At 70.1% G+C, this 16,221-nt stretch carries 13 protein-coding genes and 1 pseudogene; 7 read left to right on the top strand and 7 right to left on the bottom strand.

The genetic code is table 11. From position 1 onward, the window contains the following. Positions 1–456: 456 nt before the first annotated feature. The 5 genes from ACFYPC_RS31120 to ACFYPC_RS31140 all read right to left on the bottom strand — a co-directional run bounded on the left by ACFYPC_RS31120 (position 457) and on the right by ACFYPC_RS31140 (position 4,803). Entirely contained in the window at positions 457–1,200 is a 744-nt protein-coding gene (locus tag ACFYPC_RS31120; protein ID WP_391889372.1) for a DUF2993 domain-containing protein, read from the bottom strand. Between the two features lie 233 nt (positions 1,201–1,433). After that, the gene (locus tag ACFYPC_RS31125; RefSeq protein WP_391889374.1) at positions 1,434–2,348 is read right to left on the bottom strand and encodes a maleylpyruvate isomerase family mycothiol-dependent enzyme; all 915 of its coding nucleotides are present in this window, start codon (positions 2,346–2,348) and stop codon (positions 1,434–1,436) included. 42 nt (positions 2,349–2,390) lie between these two features. Beyond that, positions 2,391–3,599 carry a hypothetical protein gene (locus tag ACFYPC_RS31130; RefSeq protein ID WP_391889376.1) on the bottom strand — a complete coding sequence of 403 codons (1,209 nt, stop codon included), beginning with the start codon at positions 3,597–3,599 and terminating at the stop codon, positions 2,391–2,393. Positions 3,600–3,607: 8 nt separating this feature from the next. Further along, entirely contained in the window at positions 3,608–3,862 is a 255-nt protein-coding gene (locus ACFYPC_RS31135; RefSeq protein WP_365442982.1) for a MoaD/ThiS family protein, read from the bottom strand. 50 nt (positions 3,863–3,912) lie between these two features. Then, entirely contained in the window at positions 3,913–4,803 is an 891-nt protein-coding gene (locus ACFYPC_RS31140; protein WP_391889378.1) for an alpha/beta hydrolase family protein, read from the bottom strand. Between the two features lie 254 nt (positions 4,804–5,057). On the opposite strand from ACFYPC_RS31140, the gene ACFYPC_RS31145 reads away from it, so the two are divergent. The 7 genes and pseudogenes from ACFYPC_RS31145 to ACFYPC_RS31175 all read left to right on the top strand — a co-directional run. Then, entirely contained in the window at positions 5,058–5,876 is an 819-nt protein-coding gene (locus ACFYPC_RS31145) for a winged-helix domain-containing protein (RefSeq protein ID WP_391889380.1), read from the top strand. A gap of 23 nt (positions 5,877–5,899) precedes the next feature. Further along, positions 5,900–6,922 carry a LacI family DNA-binding transcriptional regulator gene (locus ACFYPC_RS31150; RefSeq protein WP_391889382.1) on the top strand — a complete coding sequence of 341 codons (1,023 nt, stop codon included), beginning with the start codon at positions 5,900–5,902 and terminating at the stop codon, positions 6,920–6,922. 224 nt (positions 6,923–7,146) lie between these two features. Continuing rightward, positions 7,147–8,367, top strand: coding sequence for a S1C family serine protease (locus ACFYPC_RS31155; protein ID WP_391889383.1), 1,221 nt, complete (start codon positions 7,147–7,149; stop codon positions 8,365–8,367). Positions 8,368–8,405: 38 nt separating this feature from the next. Then, a complete protein-coding gene (locus ACFYPC_RS31160; protein ID WP_391889385.1) occupies positions 8,406–8,630 on the top strand; it encodes a hypothetical protein in 225 nt (74 codons plus the stop codon). A 106-nt stretch (positions 8,631–8,736) separates the two neighbouring features. Next, the gene (locus ACFYPC_RS31165; RefSeq protein WP_391889387.1) at positions 8,737–9,468 is read left to right on the top strand and encodes a response regulator transcription factor; all 732 of its coding nucleotides are present in this window, start codon (positions 8,737–8,739) and stop codon (positions 9,466–9,468) included. Next, positions 9,465–10,916, top strand: a complete 1,452-nt coding sequence (locus tag ACFYPC_RS31170; RefSeq protein WP_391889389.1) for an ATP-binding protein — start codon at positions 9,465–9,467, stop codon at positions 10,914–10,916. Before ACFYPC_RS31165 ends, ACFYPC_RS31170 begins: the two co-directional genes overlap by 4 nt. 108 nt (positions 10,917–11,024) lie before the next feature. After that, positions 11,025–11,726: pseudogene (locus ACFYPC_RS31175) on the top strand (response regulator transcription factor); the annotation flags it as partial. Here the strand turns inward: ACFYPC_RS31175 and ACFYPC_RS31180 are convergent. Together ACFYPC_RS31180 and ACFYPC_RS31185 are read right to left on the bottom strand one after the other, a co-directional pair. After that, positions 11,705–13,696, bottom strand: coding sequence for an ABC transporter ATP-binding protein (locus ACFYPC_RS31180; RefSeq protein WP_391889390.1), 1,992 nt, complete (start codon positions 13,694–13,696; stop codon positions 11,705–11,707). The pseudogene ACFYPC_RS31175 and the gene ACFYPC_RS31180 sit on opposite strands and share 22 nt — an antisense overlap. A 497-nt stretch (positions 13,697–14,193) precedes the next feature. Further along, positions 14,194–15,996 carry a bifunctional metallophosphatase/5'-nucleotidase gene (locus ACFYPC_RS31185; RefSeq protein WP_391889392.1) on the bottom strand — a complete coding sequence of 601 codons (1,803 nt, stop codon included), beginning with the start codon at positions 15,994–15,996 and terminating at the stop codon, positions 14,194–14,196. Positions 15,997–16,221 lie beyond the last annotated feature (225 nt).

A 16,221-nucleotide genomic window follows, 5' to 3' on the forward strand; every position in this document is an offset into this window, starting at 1 on the left:
TAACGACGCTTCCGCTCAGAAAGTGCGACAGAGCATGGCGGCGACGCGGCAGAGGTCCACTGCCCGCCGCTTCGTGAAATCCGCCTGTCCCCTCGACCGGAGGACGCTCAAATTGCACTGCATGTCCACGATCGTAGGGACGGACCGCCGCAGATGTCACCGGCGTGTCGCATGCTGAGACGCGATCGTCCGCGATGTGGGAAGGATGAATCGCCAGGGCCATGTCCGTACGGTTCCCGGGCACCTGTGTGCGCTCCGCACCCGCCACCCATCTGCAGGACGGACGGGGACGTCTCGCCCTTCGGACCGTACGCCCCGCCCGAAGGCCTCAAGCCCGGCTTCGGGGAGCCCTGCCCGTTCGGCCCGGTATCCCACCCTGGAACCCTGCCTGTTCGGCCCGGCACCCCCACCCGGGAACCTGCCCGTTCGGCCCGGCTACCCGACCCCGGAGCCCTCCTACCCGACCAGCCTGACGTCCGAACCCTTCACCGAGATGTCTACGCCGTCCTTGGCCACCTCGACCTTGTCGAGCTGGATGCCGCCGGGCAGGTCGTCGATCTTCTGCTCGAAGTCGGTGACCGAGCGGACCGTGTCCTCGGCGAGGTCGACGCCCAGGCTCGGCAGGGAGTCGGCGTGCACCTTCACCGTGTCGCCCTCGACGCTGACCGAGCTGAGCACGGAGACCGGCTGGGGCAGCTTGGTGCCGAAAACGGTCGCCTCGACGGTGACCTTGATCTTGCCGTTGCCGCCGTCGGAGAGGCCGACGACCTGGGCGGTGACTCCCGTCGTGACGTCCGTGGTCTCGGTCTTGGCGGCCTTGAGCAGCTCGGCGTACGAGATGGTCGCGGTGCCGGTGGCGGTGTTGGCGGTGGCGGTGCTGTAGCTGCCGCTGAAGACGACGCCGTGCATCTCGGCGTTGAGGTCGTCGATGCGGATGGTGCCGGCGGCGGCGCCCGTACCGCTTGTCGACGCCTCGTAGTCCTTGATGCCGATCTTCACGTCGTCGAGCTCGCCGCCAAGGGCCTGGGTGAGGAAGGGGAAGCCCTCGATGGTCACGTCGGGGGTGCTGGTCAGGCCCTCGGTGGTCTTGATCCGGTTCGCTGCCTCGTCCTCCGCGAAACCGACCGCCACCCGGTCCGCGATGACGAACAGACCGCCAAGGATGACGGCGACGACCAGGAATATTCGCAGTGCACGCATGCTCGCTGTTTCCCCAACCCCGGCCCTGTGCCGACGATCCGTGACGACCCCCGAAACGGCCGAATGGCCGCCGAACGCCGAGCCTATCCCCGCGGGACCCCCTGATCGGGAGCCCTTTCGAACAGTTGTCGATCAGCTGTGACGAACGACCGGCTGCCAGGTCCCACAGCCGGCAGACAGGAAGCACAGGCTGTGGGCGGGGTGGTTCACGTCCGGTGGCCAGGCACCAGACATCAGCCGAACGCGACCCGCTCCAGCCAGAAGTCGAGCAGCCCGGCGTCGCCCTCGACGTCCAGGGAGCCGTCGGCCACGGAGCGGCGGCGGTAGACGGCCAGCAGGAGTTCGGACAGTGGGCCCCGGACCGTCACCGCGGCGGGCTCGGCCGACCGGCGCCAGGCGAGCACGTCGCCCGTCAGGTCCACCAGCCAGGACGCCTCGCCGTCCCCCCGTACGTCGGTGGCTTCGAACCGCAGGGTGCGGCCGGGGCCGAGGAGCTCCCGCTGTCCCGGGTGGAAGTCGAGCATCTCGGGCAGCGAGCCCAGTTCCATCCACTCGTCGAGGCCGTCGGCCGCCACCTCCGGCGCGAGCACGTACGCGCCCTTGAGCGCCAGGACCGCGTCGGCCCGGTGGAGGGCGGTCTCATGGGTCATGCGACGCGCGAAGAAGTACGGGTTCCGCGGGCCCCTGGGAAGCGGCGTCCACACGTCCGCGTCGGGACCGGCCTTGCGGAGGGTGGCCGAGAACTGCTCGGCGCCCTCGGTGAGCCAGTCGGCGAGCATCACCGGGTCCTCCCCGGCGTACGGGGAGAGATCACGGAAGTCGAGGTCGGGCGGCGGCTGCGCGGCACGGGTGCGGACGATCTCCTCGGCCCAGCGCTGGCCACCGCCCAGGTGGCGCACCAGTTGGTTGACGGTCCAGCCGGGGCAGGACGGCACCTCGGCGGCGAGGTCCGCGCCGGGAAGGACGGCCGCGAGGAATCCGGCCTGCGTGACGATCTCGGCGCAGCAGCGCTCGAAGCCCAGCCCCTCGCCCACTGCCGTGAACGGTTCCTCGCCCACTGCCGTGAACGGTTCCTCCCCCACTGACGGTCCCTCGGCCCCCGCCGTGAGCGGCTCTCCATCCACTGCCGTGAACGGCTCCTCGTACATGCATGTCCTCTCGGTAGGGGCGCCGCCGGGCCGTCAGGCGGTTCAGGCGAAGGCGCGCCCCAGCAGATAGACGGCCGGGGCCGCGGCGGCCAGCGGAAGGGCCACGCCCGCGGTGAAGTGGACGAAACGGGACGGGTAGTCGTAGCTGGCGACCCGGTGGCCGACCAGCGCGCAGACGCCCGCGCCGAGGCCGATGAAGGCGCCCTGCGTGCCGACGTCGGTCATCGCGCCGACCGCGATTCCGGCGCCGGTGGCGGCCAGCAGCGCGACCACCACGGAGGCCGCCGTGGGCAGCGGCAGCGCGCGGGCGAGAACCGCCACGGCGACCGCGACGGCGCCCACCGACACGGCGTCCGGCTCGGCCGCGAGATACCCGGTCGCGATGATCGCAAGCGCCGCCGAGACGACGGTCGCCATCAGCCCGGACATCCGTGTGTCCGCGTCGGCGTGACTGCGCAGCTGGAGTACGAGGGTGAGCAGCACCCAGACCCCAAGGGTGCCGAGGATCGCGGCGGGCGCGTTCTCCCGGCCCGCGGCGAGCAGCGCCACGTCGGCGGTCAGCGCGCCCGCGAACGCCAGCGCGATGCCCTGCCGGGCGGGCCACATCCCGTTCAGCCGGAACCATCCGGCCGCGGTGACGGCCTGCAGCAGCACGAGGGGTACGACGAGGGCGTACTCCCCGATCGCCGCCGTACCGGAGAGCAGCAGCCCGAGCAGCGCGGTGAGCCCGGCGGGCTGGATCCCGGGTTCGATGATGGGCGAGCGGCCCTCGGCACGGGCGCGCTGGGCGTCGGTGACGCGGGGGTTGCCGGTGATGGTCGGGGGGCCGTAACCGGGGCCGGCCTCGGCGGCAGGGGCGTACTCGTCCACCTGGGGCTGCGGTTGCGGCTCGCGGGCCCAGCCGTGGGCAGCGGCGGCCGCGCCCTCCGGCGGGAGTGGCTGGTGTGCGGGCGTGGCGGCTGCGTACCCGTACGCAGCCGACTCCCCGTAACTCTGGCCCTGCGGGACGCCGTACGCCTGCTGGTATCCCTGGGGCGGCAGGTACGCGGTGTCCGGCGCGGAGACCACGGGGGCATGGGTCTGGGTCTCCCAGGTCTGCCCCTCCCACTGCTGGGTGTGCTGCTGCCAGTCGGGCTGCGGCGCGGGCTGCTGATGCTGCTGCGGGGGCTGAGGCTGCTGCGGGGGCTGCTGATATGGGTCATAGCCCTCGTACGGGGGCTGGTACTGCGGATCGTGGGGCTGGTTGCTCATCGTCTCGGTCACCCTCCTGCGAACGGCGGGAGCACCTCGACCGTGCCGCCCTCGGCCAGCCGTACCGTCTCATGCCCGCGGGTTCCCACGGGGTCACCGTCGATGAGGAACGAGCATCGCCGCAGCACGCGGACGAGTTCGCCGGGGTGTCGCTCGCGGGCCGTGTCGAGCGCCTCGGCGAGTGTCTCGGCCTCGTACGGCTCCTCGGCGACGCCGGCGGCGGACTTGGCCGCGGCCCAGTAACGCACCGTGCCCTTTGCCATCACGTTCCTCAGTCAGTCGTCGGTCGATGGTCGCTGTGAACACGGCCAGGCTAGCCCGCGCGGGTGGCGGCCCATTCCCCGATGCGGGCCAGCAGCTCGTCGTCCGCGGCGTGCTCGGCGTGACCCATGCCACGCTCCAGCCAGAGTTCGGCGTGCCCGGCGGCCGCCGCGGCCAGCATCCGCGGGTGGTCGACGGGGAAGTAGCCGTCGGTGTCCCCGTGGACGATCAGCAGGGGTGTGGGCGCGATCAGCGGGACCGCTTCGACCGGGGAGGCCGGGACCGGGTTCCAGCCGCGGCCATGGATCCGGGTGTGCAGACAGCAGCGGGTGACGGCACGGCCCACCGGCTGGGTCACCAGCCAGTGCACGCGCCGCATGGGGGCCGTACCCCGGTAGTACCAGCGGGCCGGTGCGCTCACCGAAACCACCGCGTCCGTACGCGCTTGCGTGGTTCCCCGGGACTCCTGCCCCGCAGCCCCGTACTCCGTGGTTCCCCCGAACTCCTGCCCCGCAGCCCCGTACAGCGCGGCGTGCCGCAGCACCACGGAGCCGCCCATCGAGAAGCCGACGGTCACGACCCGCTGGTGCCCGAGCTCGCGCGCCCAGGCGACCACGGCGGCCAGGTCGTGGACCTCGCGGTCGCCGACGGTGGAGCGGCCGCCGGATCTGCCGTGACCGCGGAAGGAGAACGTGAGAACCGCCGCATTCCGGGACAGGGCGTCCGCCGCGCGGCGCACGTGCGCGCGGTCCAGATCGCCTGTGAAACCGTGCGCGACGACGATCGCCAGGTCACCTGATGGCCGCGTTCCAGGGGTGTACGCCGCATCAATCGTGACCCCGTCGACCGTGCGCAGAAACCTCCGCAAAGGGGTGCGGGGGGTCGTCTCAAGGGATGGACGAAGGAAAGATCCCGTGACTTGACCTGCCGGACCTGAGCTCATGTGGGCTATTCTGACGGGCAGAGGACTCGGGCAGAGTAGCCCCCGAGTCCTTTTGTGCATTCTTAACCGTTGTATACGAAGCGGGAAACCGCAGATGTACGAAGGCCACGAGCGCATAGCGCCTCCCAGGGACGCGGGAGACGCGGAACGAAGCAGTGCCGCAAACGTCCTCGCAGGGACCGAGGAGGAACCGACGTTATGGGCAAGCGAACCGTGCATGACCTTGTGACGACGACCCTGGCAGGTGGGGCGCGATGAGTTCTCTTCTGCTCCTGACCAATGCCCTTCAGCCGTCGACGGAGGTGCTTCCCGCTCTCGGCCTGCTCCTGCACAACGTGCGAGTGGCTCCGGCGGAAGGCCCCGCCCTCGTCGACACCCCCGGTGCCGACGTCATCCTGATCGACGGACGCCGCGATCTCCCTCAAGTGCGCAGTCTTTGCCAGCTGTTGCGCTCGACGGGGCCTGGCTGTCCGCTGATCCTCGTCGTGACGGAGGGCGGTCTCGCGGCCGTCACCGCCGACTGGGGCATCGACGACGTCCTGCTCGACACCGCCGGTCCGGCGGAGGTCGAGGCCCGGCTGCGGCTGGCCATGGGCCGGCAGCAGATCGTCAACGACGACTCCCCGATGGAGATCCGCAACGGCGACCTCTCCGTGGACGAGGCGACGTACAGCGCGAAGCTCAAGGGCCGGGTCCTCGACCTGACCTTCAAGGAGTTCGAGCTCCTCAAGTACCTGGCGCAGCACCCGGGCCGTGTCTTCACGCGCGCCCAGCTGCTCCAGGAGGTCTGGGGCTACGACTACTTCGGCGGTACGCGGACGGTCGACGTCCACGTACGACGACTGCGCGCGAAGCTCGGAATCGAGCACGAGTCGCTGATCGGGACCGTCCGGAACGTCGGTTATCGATTCGTTACACCGGAGAAGACGGACCGGGCCACGGACGAGGCGAAGGCCAAGGCGGCCCAGCCAAAGCCGGAGGATGCGGACGAGACGGCGCACCTCGACGCCGTCGACGCCGAGGAGACCACAGCTCCGGCACAGGAAGTAGCCGTACGGCCTGCCCAGGGGTAGGTCCATCCGCGTAGACTCCGCGCGTGGCCAAGGTGACTCGGGATGATGTGGCGCGACTGGCGGGTACTTCCACCGCCGTGGTCAGCTATGTCATCAACAACGGACCGAGGCCGGTTGCCCCGGCCACGCGCGAGCGCGTTCTCGCCGCGATCAAGGAGCTGGGGTACCGGCCCGACCGGGTCGCCCAGGCCATGGCATCGCGGAGGACCGAGCTCATAGGCCTGATCGTGCCGGACGCACGCCAACCCTTCTTCGGGGAGATGGCGCACGCGGTCGAGCAGGCCGCCGCCGAGCGCGGAAAAATGGTGCTGGTCGGCAACTCCGACTACGTCGCGGAGCGCGAGGTCCACTACCTGCGCGCCTTCCTCGGCATGCGGGTCTCCGGACTGATCCTCGTCAGCCACGCCCTCAACGACAACGCCGCCGCCGAGATCGATGCCTGGGACGCCCGCGTCGTGCTGCTGCACGAACGGCCCGAGGCCATCGACGACGTCGCCGTCGTCACGGACGACATCGGCGGCGCCCAGCTCGCCACCCGCCATCTGCTGGAGCACGGGTACGACTACGTCGCCTGTCTCGGCGGTATCGCGGAGACCCCGACGGTCGGCGACCCGGTCTCCGACCACGTCGAGGGCTGGCGGCGTGCGATGCAGGACGCCGGGATCCCCACGGAGGGCCGGCTCTTCGAGGCGCCGTACAACCGCTACGACGCCTATCAGGTCGGCCTCCAGCTCCTTGCCGGACCGCACAGACCGCCCGCCATCTTCTGCTCCACCGACGACCAGGCGATCGGCGTGCTGCGGGCCGCGCGCGAGCTGCGCATCGACGTGCCGGGCGAGCTGGCCGTGGTCGGCTTCGACGACGTCAAGGAAGCCGCCCTGACGGACCCGCCGATGACGACGATCGCGACCGACCGTACGGCGATGGCCCGCGCGGCGGTCGATCTCGTGCTCGACGACGGTCTGCGGGTCGCGGGATCACGCGGGGAGCGCGTGAAGCTGTTCCCGTCGCGATTGGTCGTGCGGCGGTCCTGCGGCTGTGCCTGACCCGGCCCGTGCGCCGGGCGGGGGCACCCGGTCGCGGGGACTCGGACCGCTCTGGTACGGGGACGCAGACCGCTCTAGTACGGGGATTCGGACCGCTCTGGTACGGCGACTCAGACCGCTCTAATACTGGGCTCCCGAGTCTTTATATCGGGCATACGAGCTTCTGCCGGGCTTCTCAGCGGGCGCTCAGGGAGCTCTCATGATGGGGCGCCAGTCTCTTTTACATGACCGAGAGCTTCCGCCGCAGCGGCGAGTACGAGCACCCCCAGCAGGGCGACGAGTCCGGGTATGTTCAGGGCAGCCAGCCTCCCGCGTACCCCCAGCAGCAGCACGCTTCCTCCCCCGTGAACCCCGAGTGGCCGCCCCCGCCGGCGCACCAGCCGGCGCAGCCCGTCACCGTGGAGCCCGGCACCACCGTATGGCCGGGCTCCGGTCAGGGCGGCAGCGGCGGGAACGGCGACGGCGGCCAGGGCGGTGGCTCCTACGGCGGCTACCCCGAGCCGGCCGCCGCGAGCACCGCCGTCCTCACCGCCGAGCCCGCGCCGCCCACCCACCACACCCCGAAGAAGCGCGCCAAGGGCCCGCTGGCCCTCCTCGCGGCCGTCGCGATAGTCGCCGCGGCCATCGGAGGCGGCACCGCATACGGCATCCAGGAACTGACCGGCACCGCCACCGTTTCGAGCAGCACCAGCACGAGCGTGGTGCCCACCGCCGACAAGGGCACTGTCGCCGGGGTGGCCAAGGCCGTCAGCCCGAGCATCGTCGAGATCACCGCGTCCTCGAACGCCGGTGAGGCCACCGGTTCCGGCGTGATCATCACGACCGACGGCGAGATCATCACCAACAACCACGTCATCTCGGGCGCCTCCACGATCAAGGTGCAGCTGAGCGACGGCAAGTCGTACACCGCGAGCGTGGTCGGCGCCGACAGCGCCAAGGACCTCGCGCTGATCAAGCTGGACGACGCCCCCTCCGGTCTGACGGTTGCGACGCTCGGCGACTCCGACGGCGTCCAGGTCGGCGACGAGGTTGTGGCGATCGGCTCCCCCGAGGGCCTGACCGGCACCGTCACCAGCGGCATCGTCTCCGCCCTGAACCGTGACGTCACCGTCTCCACGGACGAGAGCCAGGGCCAGCCGCAGGGCGGCGGCGGCAGCGGACAGTGGCCGTTCGAGTTCGGCGGCCAGCAGTTCAACGGTGACACGGGTTCGTCCACCACGACGTACAAGGCGCTCCAGACGGACGCGTCCCTCAACCCGGGCAACTCCGGCGGCGCCCTCATCGACATGAACGGCAACATCATCGGCATCAACTCCGCGATGTACTCCGCCGCGGACGCCACCAGCTCGTCGAGCGCGGGCAGCGTCGGCCTCGGCTTCGCCATCCCGATCAACACCGTCAAGTCCGACCTGGCAACCCTCCGCGCAGGCGGCACAGGCAGCTGAGACGCCCCGCGGGGCCGTAAGTGAGCAAGGAGTTCGACATGACCACGCAGATCAAGCAGACCACGCAGGCTCCGGCCGAGCAGCTCTCGATCAAGCAGGTTTCGCACGCGGTCGCGGGCGACGACCCGGCCGGTCTCGGCCTGGCTCTCGCGGTCGCCCGCGAGCTGCACGCTCCGGTGAGCCGGGCTCCTGAGGTCTCCACGGCCGCCGCCCCGCGGTCCCGCCGGACTCCCGCCCGCCGCCGTACCGTCGTACGAGGCTGATCCCTCGTAAGCAGGGCTGATCCTTACCGCCCTACGACACAGCCCGGAAACGTGCGAGGCTGAAAGCGACCGGCCCCGTCCCACCGCACCCGAGGAACCCACGCCCATGAGCCCCGCCGAAGGCGACCGTGAACCCCAGCGCATCCTGATCGTCGACGACGAGCCGGCTGTACGCGAAGCACTACAGCGCAGCCTCGCCTTCGAGGGATACGACACCCAGGTCGCGGTCGACGGGGCGGACGCGCTGGAGAAGGCGACCGCCTACCAGCCCGACCTGGTCGTCCTCGACATCCAGATGCCGAGGATGGACGGTCTGACGGCCGCCCGCCGGATGCGCGGCGCGGGCACCACCACCCCCATCCTCATGCTGACCGCGCGTGACACCGTCGGCGACCGCGTCACCGGGCTCGACGCCGGCGCCGACGACTACCTCGTCAAGCCGTTCGAACTCGACGAACTCTTCGCCCGCGTCCGGGCGTTGCTGCGGCGCAGCTCCTACGCTGCCGCCGCGGTCGGGGTTCCCGAGGACGACGCTCTCATCTTCGGCGACCTGCGCATGGACCTCGCGACCCGCGAGGTCACCCGCGCCGGGCGTGCCGTGGAACTGACCCGCACGGAGTTCACGCTCCTGGAGATGTTCCTCGCCCACCCGCGCCAGGTCCTCACCCGCGAGCAGATCCTGAAGTCCGTCTGGGGCTTCGACTTCGAGCCGTCCTCCAACTCCCTCGACGTGTACGTCATGTACCTCCGCCGCAAGACCGAGGCCGGCGGCGAGCCGCGCCTCGTGCACACGGTGCGGGGCGTGGGGTACGTGCTGCGGTCGGGCGGCGCGGAGTGATCAAGGTGGTACGCCGGCTCCGGACGCTTCCCATCCGGGCTCGGCTGTCGATGCTGGTGGCTGCGGCGGTGGCGTTCGGGGTGGCGGCGGTTTCGGTCACCTGTTGGTTCATCGTGCAGGGGAAGCTTTACGACCAGGTGGACACACAGCTCAGCAACTTCAGCCTCAGGTTGAGCGCCCCCGAAGTGGCGTCCTTGGTCGCGAACTGCACCGAGAGTACCGACGACTCGACCGACAGGCCCTCGGTCGTCTACATGCAGCTCGTTACCTCGGACGGCGATACCTGCGTCATCCCCGGGTCCGCTGGGGTGATCAAGACCACCGCCAAGGACAAGGACGTGGCCGCAAATCCCGACCCGGGGGTCCGCACCTTCCACAACAGCACCGACTCCGACGGCAACAACGTACGGGTGGAAACCAGCCTCGTCATGGTGGGAGGCCCTAACCTCAACACCCAGGCCAACCCTGCCGTCGCATTGATGTTCGGTGTCTCGCTCAAGGACACGGAAGCCACGCTCAACGACCTCGCCCTGATCCTCCTCCTCGTCTCCGGCATCGGAGTCGTCGGCGCCGGAGCCGCGGGCCTGGGAGTGGCCCGCGCAGGCCTCCGCCCCGTCGACAAGCTCACCGAAGCCGTGGAACACGTCGCACGGACCGAAGACCTCACCATCCGTATCCCCGTCGAAGAGGACAGCGAGGACGAGATCGCTCGCCTCTCCCGTTCCTTCAACTCGATGACGTCCTCGCTGGCCTCCTCCCGCGAGCTGCAGCAACAACTCATCGCCGACGCCGGCCACGAACTCCGTACGCCCCTCACCTCCCTCCGTACCAACATCGAACTCCTCGCCCGCAGCGAGGAGACGGGCCGGGCCATCCCCCCGGCGGACCGCAAGGCGCTGCTCTCGTCGGTCACCGCGCAGATGACCGAACTGGCCTCGCTGATCGGGGACTTGCAGACGCTGTCGCGTTCGGACGCGGGTCATCAGGCGGACCGGCTGCAGGTGGTCGCGCTGCAGGAGACCGTGGACGCGGCGCTGCGCAGGGCGCGGCTGCGCGGCCCTGAGCTGACGATCAGGGCGGACATCCAGCCCTGGTACGTACGGGCGGAACCGTCCGGCCTGGAGCGGGCGATCGTGAACATCCTCGACAACGCGGTGAAGTTCAGCCCCGAGGGCGGCACGGTCGACGTGATTCTCAGGGACGGCGAACTGACCGTGCGGGACCACGGCCCGGGCATCCCCTCCGAGGAACTCCCGCACGTCTTCGACCGTTTCTGGCGCTCCCCGAGCGCACGAGCGCTGCCGGGCTCGGGCCTGGGTCTGTCGATCGTCGCGCGTACCGTGCAGCAGTCGGGCGGCGAGGTCTCGCTGACGCCCGCGGCGGGCGGCGGCACGGTCGCGACGGTTCGGCTGCCGGGGGCGCCCACGCCTCCGCCCGAGCTGCCGTAACCCCCGCGTCCCTCGCCGAGTGGAGTGAGGCGCGTCCCAGCACTCACCCCCAGCCTCCGCACACCCCCCTCCAAGCTCTCCCACAGGCCTCCGCTACACGTTTGTCGGATGGCGCGGAAGATCCTGCTGGCCGATGACGACGAGGCCGTACGAGAGGGGCTCGGCAGACTGCTCAGGTTCGAGGGGTACGAGACCGTCCTCGCCGGTGACGGCAGGGAGGCGCTGGAACTGGTCGCCGCGAAGGACGGCCTGCCCGACCTGGTGCTGATGGACGTCACCATGCCGGGCCTCGACGGGCTGGCCGCGACACGGCGGATCAGAGCCTCCGGGTCCACCGTGCCGATCCTGATGATCACCGGCCGGAGCGCCGTCGGCGACCGTATCGTCGCCCTCGACAACGGCGCCGACGACTACCTGATGAAGCCCTTCGCGGCTGAGGAACTCCTCGCGCGCATAAGGGCGTTACTGCGCCGCAGCCCCCAGCGGACGCCCACCGCGCCGCGCCCCGGCGACCGGCTCGCGTTCGCGGACCTCGCCATGAACCTGCGCGCCCGCACGGTGACCCGCGACGGCCACGCGCTCGACCTCACCAAGACGGAGTTCGGCCTCCTTGAGTACCTGCTCCGGCACCCGGGCAAGGTCCTCGGCCGCGCCAGGATCCTCAAGGAGGTCTGGGGCTTCGACTTCGAGCCGGCGTCCAACACGCTGGACGTGTACGTGATGTATCTGCGCCGGAAGATGGAGCGCCGGGGCGGACCCCGGCTCATCCACACCGTGCGGGGGCTGGGCTACACGCTGCGAGCGCCGGAGGCGTCGTCGCCCGGCGCGGCCGGCACCCGGGGTGCGCCGGAGAGGCCCGGCACGCTCGGTACCCGCGGGGGGCGCGGGTCACGCGGCACGCTCGGGATCAGGTAGCCGCCGAGCCCCGGCGCCGAACGGCCCAGCACCAGGGTCGAATCACCCGGCACCGTCACCGACGCCCCCAGCGCCGACGCCGGCGCCGACGCCGGCGCCGAGGCACGCGACGCCACCAATTCCGTCGCCGACTGCCCCAGATCCGGCGTGGCCAGTCGCGCATACGCGCCGCCCCGCTCCATCAACTCCTGGTGGGTGCCCGCCTCCACCAGCCGTCCGCCGTCCACGACGAGGATGCGGTCCGCGTCGGGGGCGAGGCTCAGGTCGTGCGTGATCATGATGGTCGTACGGCCCGCCATCAGTCGTCGCAGCGGCTGCACCACCCGGCGCGCGGCGACCGAGTCGAGTCCGGTGGTGGGCTCGTCGAGGACGAGGACCGGGGCGCCGCGGAGCATGGCGCGGGCGATCGCGATGCGCTGGAGCTGGCCGCCGGAGAGGGTGGCGGTGCCGGGTGCGATCTCCGTGTCGTACCCGTCGGGAAGCGCGCTGATGAACTCGTGCGCGAAGGCGTCGGCCGCGGCCCGCTCGATGTCGGCCGGGGAAGCTCCTGGGCGTCCGCACCCGATGTTCTCGCGGATCGTGCCGTTCAGGATGAGGGTCTCCTGGGGCAGCAGCGCGATGTTCTCGCGCAGGAACTCCAGGGGCAGGGCGGTCAGCGGGACCCCGTCCAGGCAGATCACGCCCGAGGTGGGGTCGTAGAAGCGCGTGAGGAGTTTGGAGAGGGTCGACTTTCCGGCGCCGCTCGGGCCGGTGACGATGACGAGTTCGCCGGGTGCGGCGGTGAGGGTCACGTCGTGCAGGGAGTCGCGCCCGGCGCCCGGGTAGCGGAACGAGGTGTTGTGGAGGCTGACCCAGCCGCGTACGGGCCAGGCCCTGACCGGGTCGGCGGGGTCGGTGACGGCGGGCCGGGTGTCCAGGATCTCCGCCAGCCGGTCGGCGCCCGCCGTCGCGGCGGTGAGCGTCAGGCCGAGCTGGCCGAGGCTGCGGATCGGCGGATACAGATAACCGAGGAACGCGGCGAAGGCGAGCAACTGGCCGAGCGTCATGCGCCGTTGGGCGATCTCCCAGACACCCATGCCGATCACCGCGAGCACGCACAGCGTCTCGACCACCTCGACGAACTGCTCGTACATCTCACTGGCCCGCGCCCCGCGCACGGACGCCCGCATCCAGGCGCGTGCCTCGCGGTCGAGCCGCTTCTCCTCGGCACCGCGGCGGTTGTAGGCCTGGGTCAGCACAACGTTGCCGAGGGACTCCTCGACGACCGAGGTGATCGCGCCGTCGGCGGCGCGCTCCTCCTGGGAGGACGTCTTGATGCGGCCGGCGAAGCGGCGGGCGGCGACGAGGAAGAGCGGGGCCAGGAGGAAGGTGACGAGGGCGAGGTCCCAGCGGAGCCAGAGCGCGGCGGCGGCGTAGAAGACGGCCGAGAAGGCGGCGGAGACGGTGCCGACGACGCCGGACACCACCATCTGCTCGATGGCCTCGACGTCGCCGGTGAGGCGTTCGACCAGGTCGCCCTGGCGGTGCTTCTGGAAGAAGTCGGGGGGCATGTCCTGGACGTGCGCGAAGACGTTCGCGCGCAGCCGCAGCACGAACCTCTCGGCGGTCCACACGGCGAGCGAGTTGCCGAGGTAGCCGACGACCGCGCCGAGAACGGCGACGCCGAGCCAGGTGGCGGCCGGTCCCCAGAACCTGGCGAGCCTGCCGAACTTCAGCGCGTGATCGGTGAGATCGGCGAAGATCAGGATCGAGGCGGTCTCGGCGAGCGCTGCCACCATCACGCAGCAGATGATCAGCACCAGCCATTTACGGTCACCGCGCGTCAGCGGCCAGAACCGCGCGAACGCCTCCCGGACTTCCCGCATTCGACTCAACTCCCCTTTCTGTTCCAGAACATGGCCGAGGCGGGGCCACCGGACCAATTCCGGTGACCCCGCCTCGTTGCGGCTGCTAGCGGTCCTGGTGACCCACCGGACGCTTCGGAGCCTTCTTCGCCGTCTTCTTCTTCGACTCGGTCTTCGGCGCGGCCTTGCTGGTCTTCTTGACCGGGGTGATCTTGTGGAAGCTCATGATTTTCTCCTCTTCCGCTGCGATGTCGTGCGGTGGATTCCTTCTGCCGGAAGCTCCGTTCGCTTTCGACAAGAAAAACACTACGGGACAGCAAACCCGCAAATCGCCAATTCACCTTAGACCTCGGTGAATTGCACCTGAAAACAATTCTTAGCGCGGAGCCGGAACCAACCCACGACTCACACAGAGTTTATTACAGGCCTCACCTGGAATTTATCGGGGCGCTCGTCAGGATAAAGCAGTGGGGCCGGTACGCAAAGGCGTACCGGCCCCACTCGGCTATTCGCTGTTCCTACTTCACGATCGTGATGCGGTTCGCCGCCGGCACCGGATACGGCGTCGTGGCCGACGAGTTGGCCGTCAGATAGGCCTCGAACGCGGCGAGGTCGTCGCTGCCGACGAGGACGTTCGCGCCCTTGCCGAGCTCGGCGAAGCCGTCGCCGCCGCCCGCGAGGAAGGAGTTCATCGCGACGCGGTAGGTGGCGGCCGGGTCGATGGCCGCGCCGTTCAGCTTGACGGAGTCCGCGACCACGCGCGCGGCGCCCGACTTCGTCAGGTCCAGCGTGTAGGTCAGCCCCGCCGAGATCTGCAGGATCTTCGGGGAAGCCTCGTTCAGACCGCTGACCTGCTGCTGGAGGGCCGTGATCAGCTGGGCGCCGGTGAGGTCGACCAGGTTGACGGTGTTGGCGAACGGCTGGACCGTGTACGCCTCGCCGAACGTCACCACCCCGTCTCCCTCACTGCCGCTCGCCGCGTAGGTGAGCCCGGCGCGGATGCCGCCCGGGTTCATCACCGCGATGTCGGCTTCCGGGTCGAGGGACTTGGCGTGCGCGAGCTGCGCGTCGGCGATCAGGTCGCCGAGCGGGGACTCGGTGCCGGTGCTGGGGATCTCGCCCGCGATGTAGCCGATGGGGCGGGAGGCGATCGGGGCGGAGAGCTCCTTCCACCGGTCGATCAGGGCGGTCATGTCGGTGGCCTTCGCCACGTCACGGGTGACCACGTGGTTCGCGGACTTCACCGCCGTACGGGCGATGTCGCCGGTCCAGCGGTCGTACGTCAGCGTGGTGTCCGTGTAGAGACGACCGAAGGACGCGGCCGAGGTGACCGTGCGGGGGTTGCCCGCCGGGTCGTCGATCGTGCAGGCGTACGCCTGGTGGGTGTGGCCGGTGACCAGCGCGTCGACGGCCGGGGTGACGTTCTTGGCGATGTCGACGATCGGCCCGGAGATGCCGTCACCGGCGCCGGGGCTGTCGCAGTCGTAGTTGTACGAGGTCGAGGCGGGCGCGCCGCCCTCGTGGACCAGCGCGACGATCGACTTCACGCCCTGCTTCTGGAGCTCCTTGGCGTACTTGTTGATCGTGGCGACCTCGTCGCCGAACTTGAGGCCCTTGACGCCCTCGGCGGAGACGATGTTCGGGGTGCCTTCGAGGGTGACACCGATGAAGCCGACCTTGATGCCGTTCTGCTTCCAGACCCAGTAGGGCTTGAGGATCGGCTTGCCGGTCTTCTCGTCGGTGACGTTCGCCGCGAGGTAGGGGAAGTTGGCGCCGTCGAACTCCTCGCTGTTGTCATAACAGCCGTCCGTCGGGTGGCAGCCGCCGTTCTGGAGGCGGGCCAGTTCCTGGGCACCCTCGTCGAACTCGTGGTTGCCGACGGAGGTGACGTCCAGGTCGAGGCCGTTCAGCGCCTCGACGGTCGGCTCGTCGTGGAAGAGCCCGGAGATCAGCGGGGAGGCGCCGACCATGTCACCGGCGGCGGCCGTGATCGAGTACTTGTTGCCCTCGCGGGCCTCGCGCAGGTGGGTGGCGAGGTACTCGACGCCGCCCGCGTCGATGGTCTTCGTGGTGCCGTCCTCATGCACCTCGGTCACCCGGCCGGAAGAGCCCGACGGCGGCTCCAGATTGCCGTGCAGGTCGTTGAAGGAGAGCAGCTGTACGTCCTGGTAGCGGCCGCTACCGGGCTTGTGGGCTGCGGACTTGTCCACGGCCTGCCCGGCGCTCGCGGGCAGTGCGGCGGCCAGGGCACCGACGGTGGCCAGGCCCGCGGCGCCCGCGAGTATGCGATACGTACGTCTGTGCCGGGGAGTCGGCGGCATGGGTTCCCCCCAGGGAATGTGAGAGCCGGGAGCGCCTGAGAGCCGCGAGGGCCACGAGCGTTGTGCGACGGCTGTGGTTTTGCACGCACTTTAGAATCAACGCGCGTAGCGCAACAGGGGTTTCGTGGTTACAGACAGGTTGCCGTTGCCTCTCGATACCTCGGCCCATCGCCTGGCGCAGCGGTTCGCCCCCTCGTCCTTCGCCCTCTCGATCCATATGCCGCT

The sequence above is a fragment of the Streptomyces sp. NPDC005808 genome (genome assembly GCF_042871385.1).
In the GTDB taxonomy this organism is placed as follows: Bacteria; Actinomycetota; Actinomycetes; order Streptomycetales; family Streptomycetaceae; genus Streptomyces.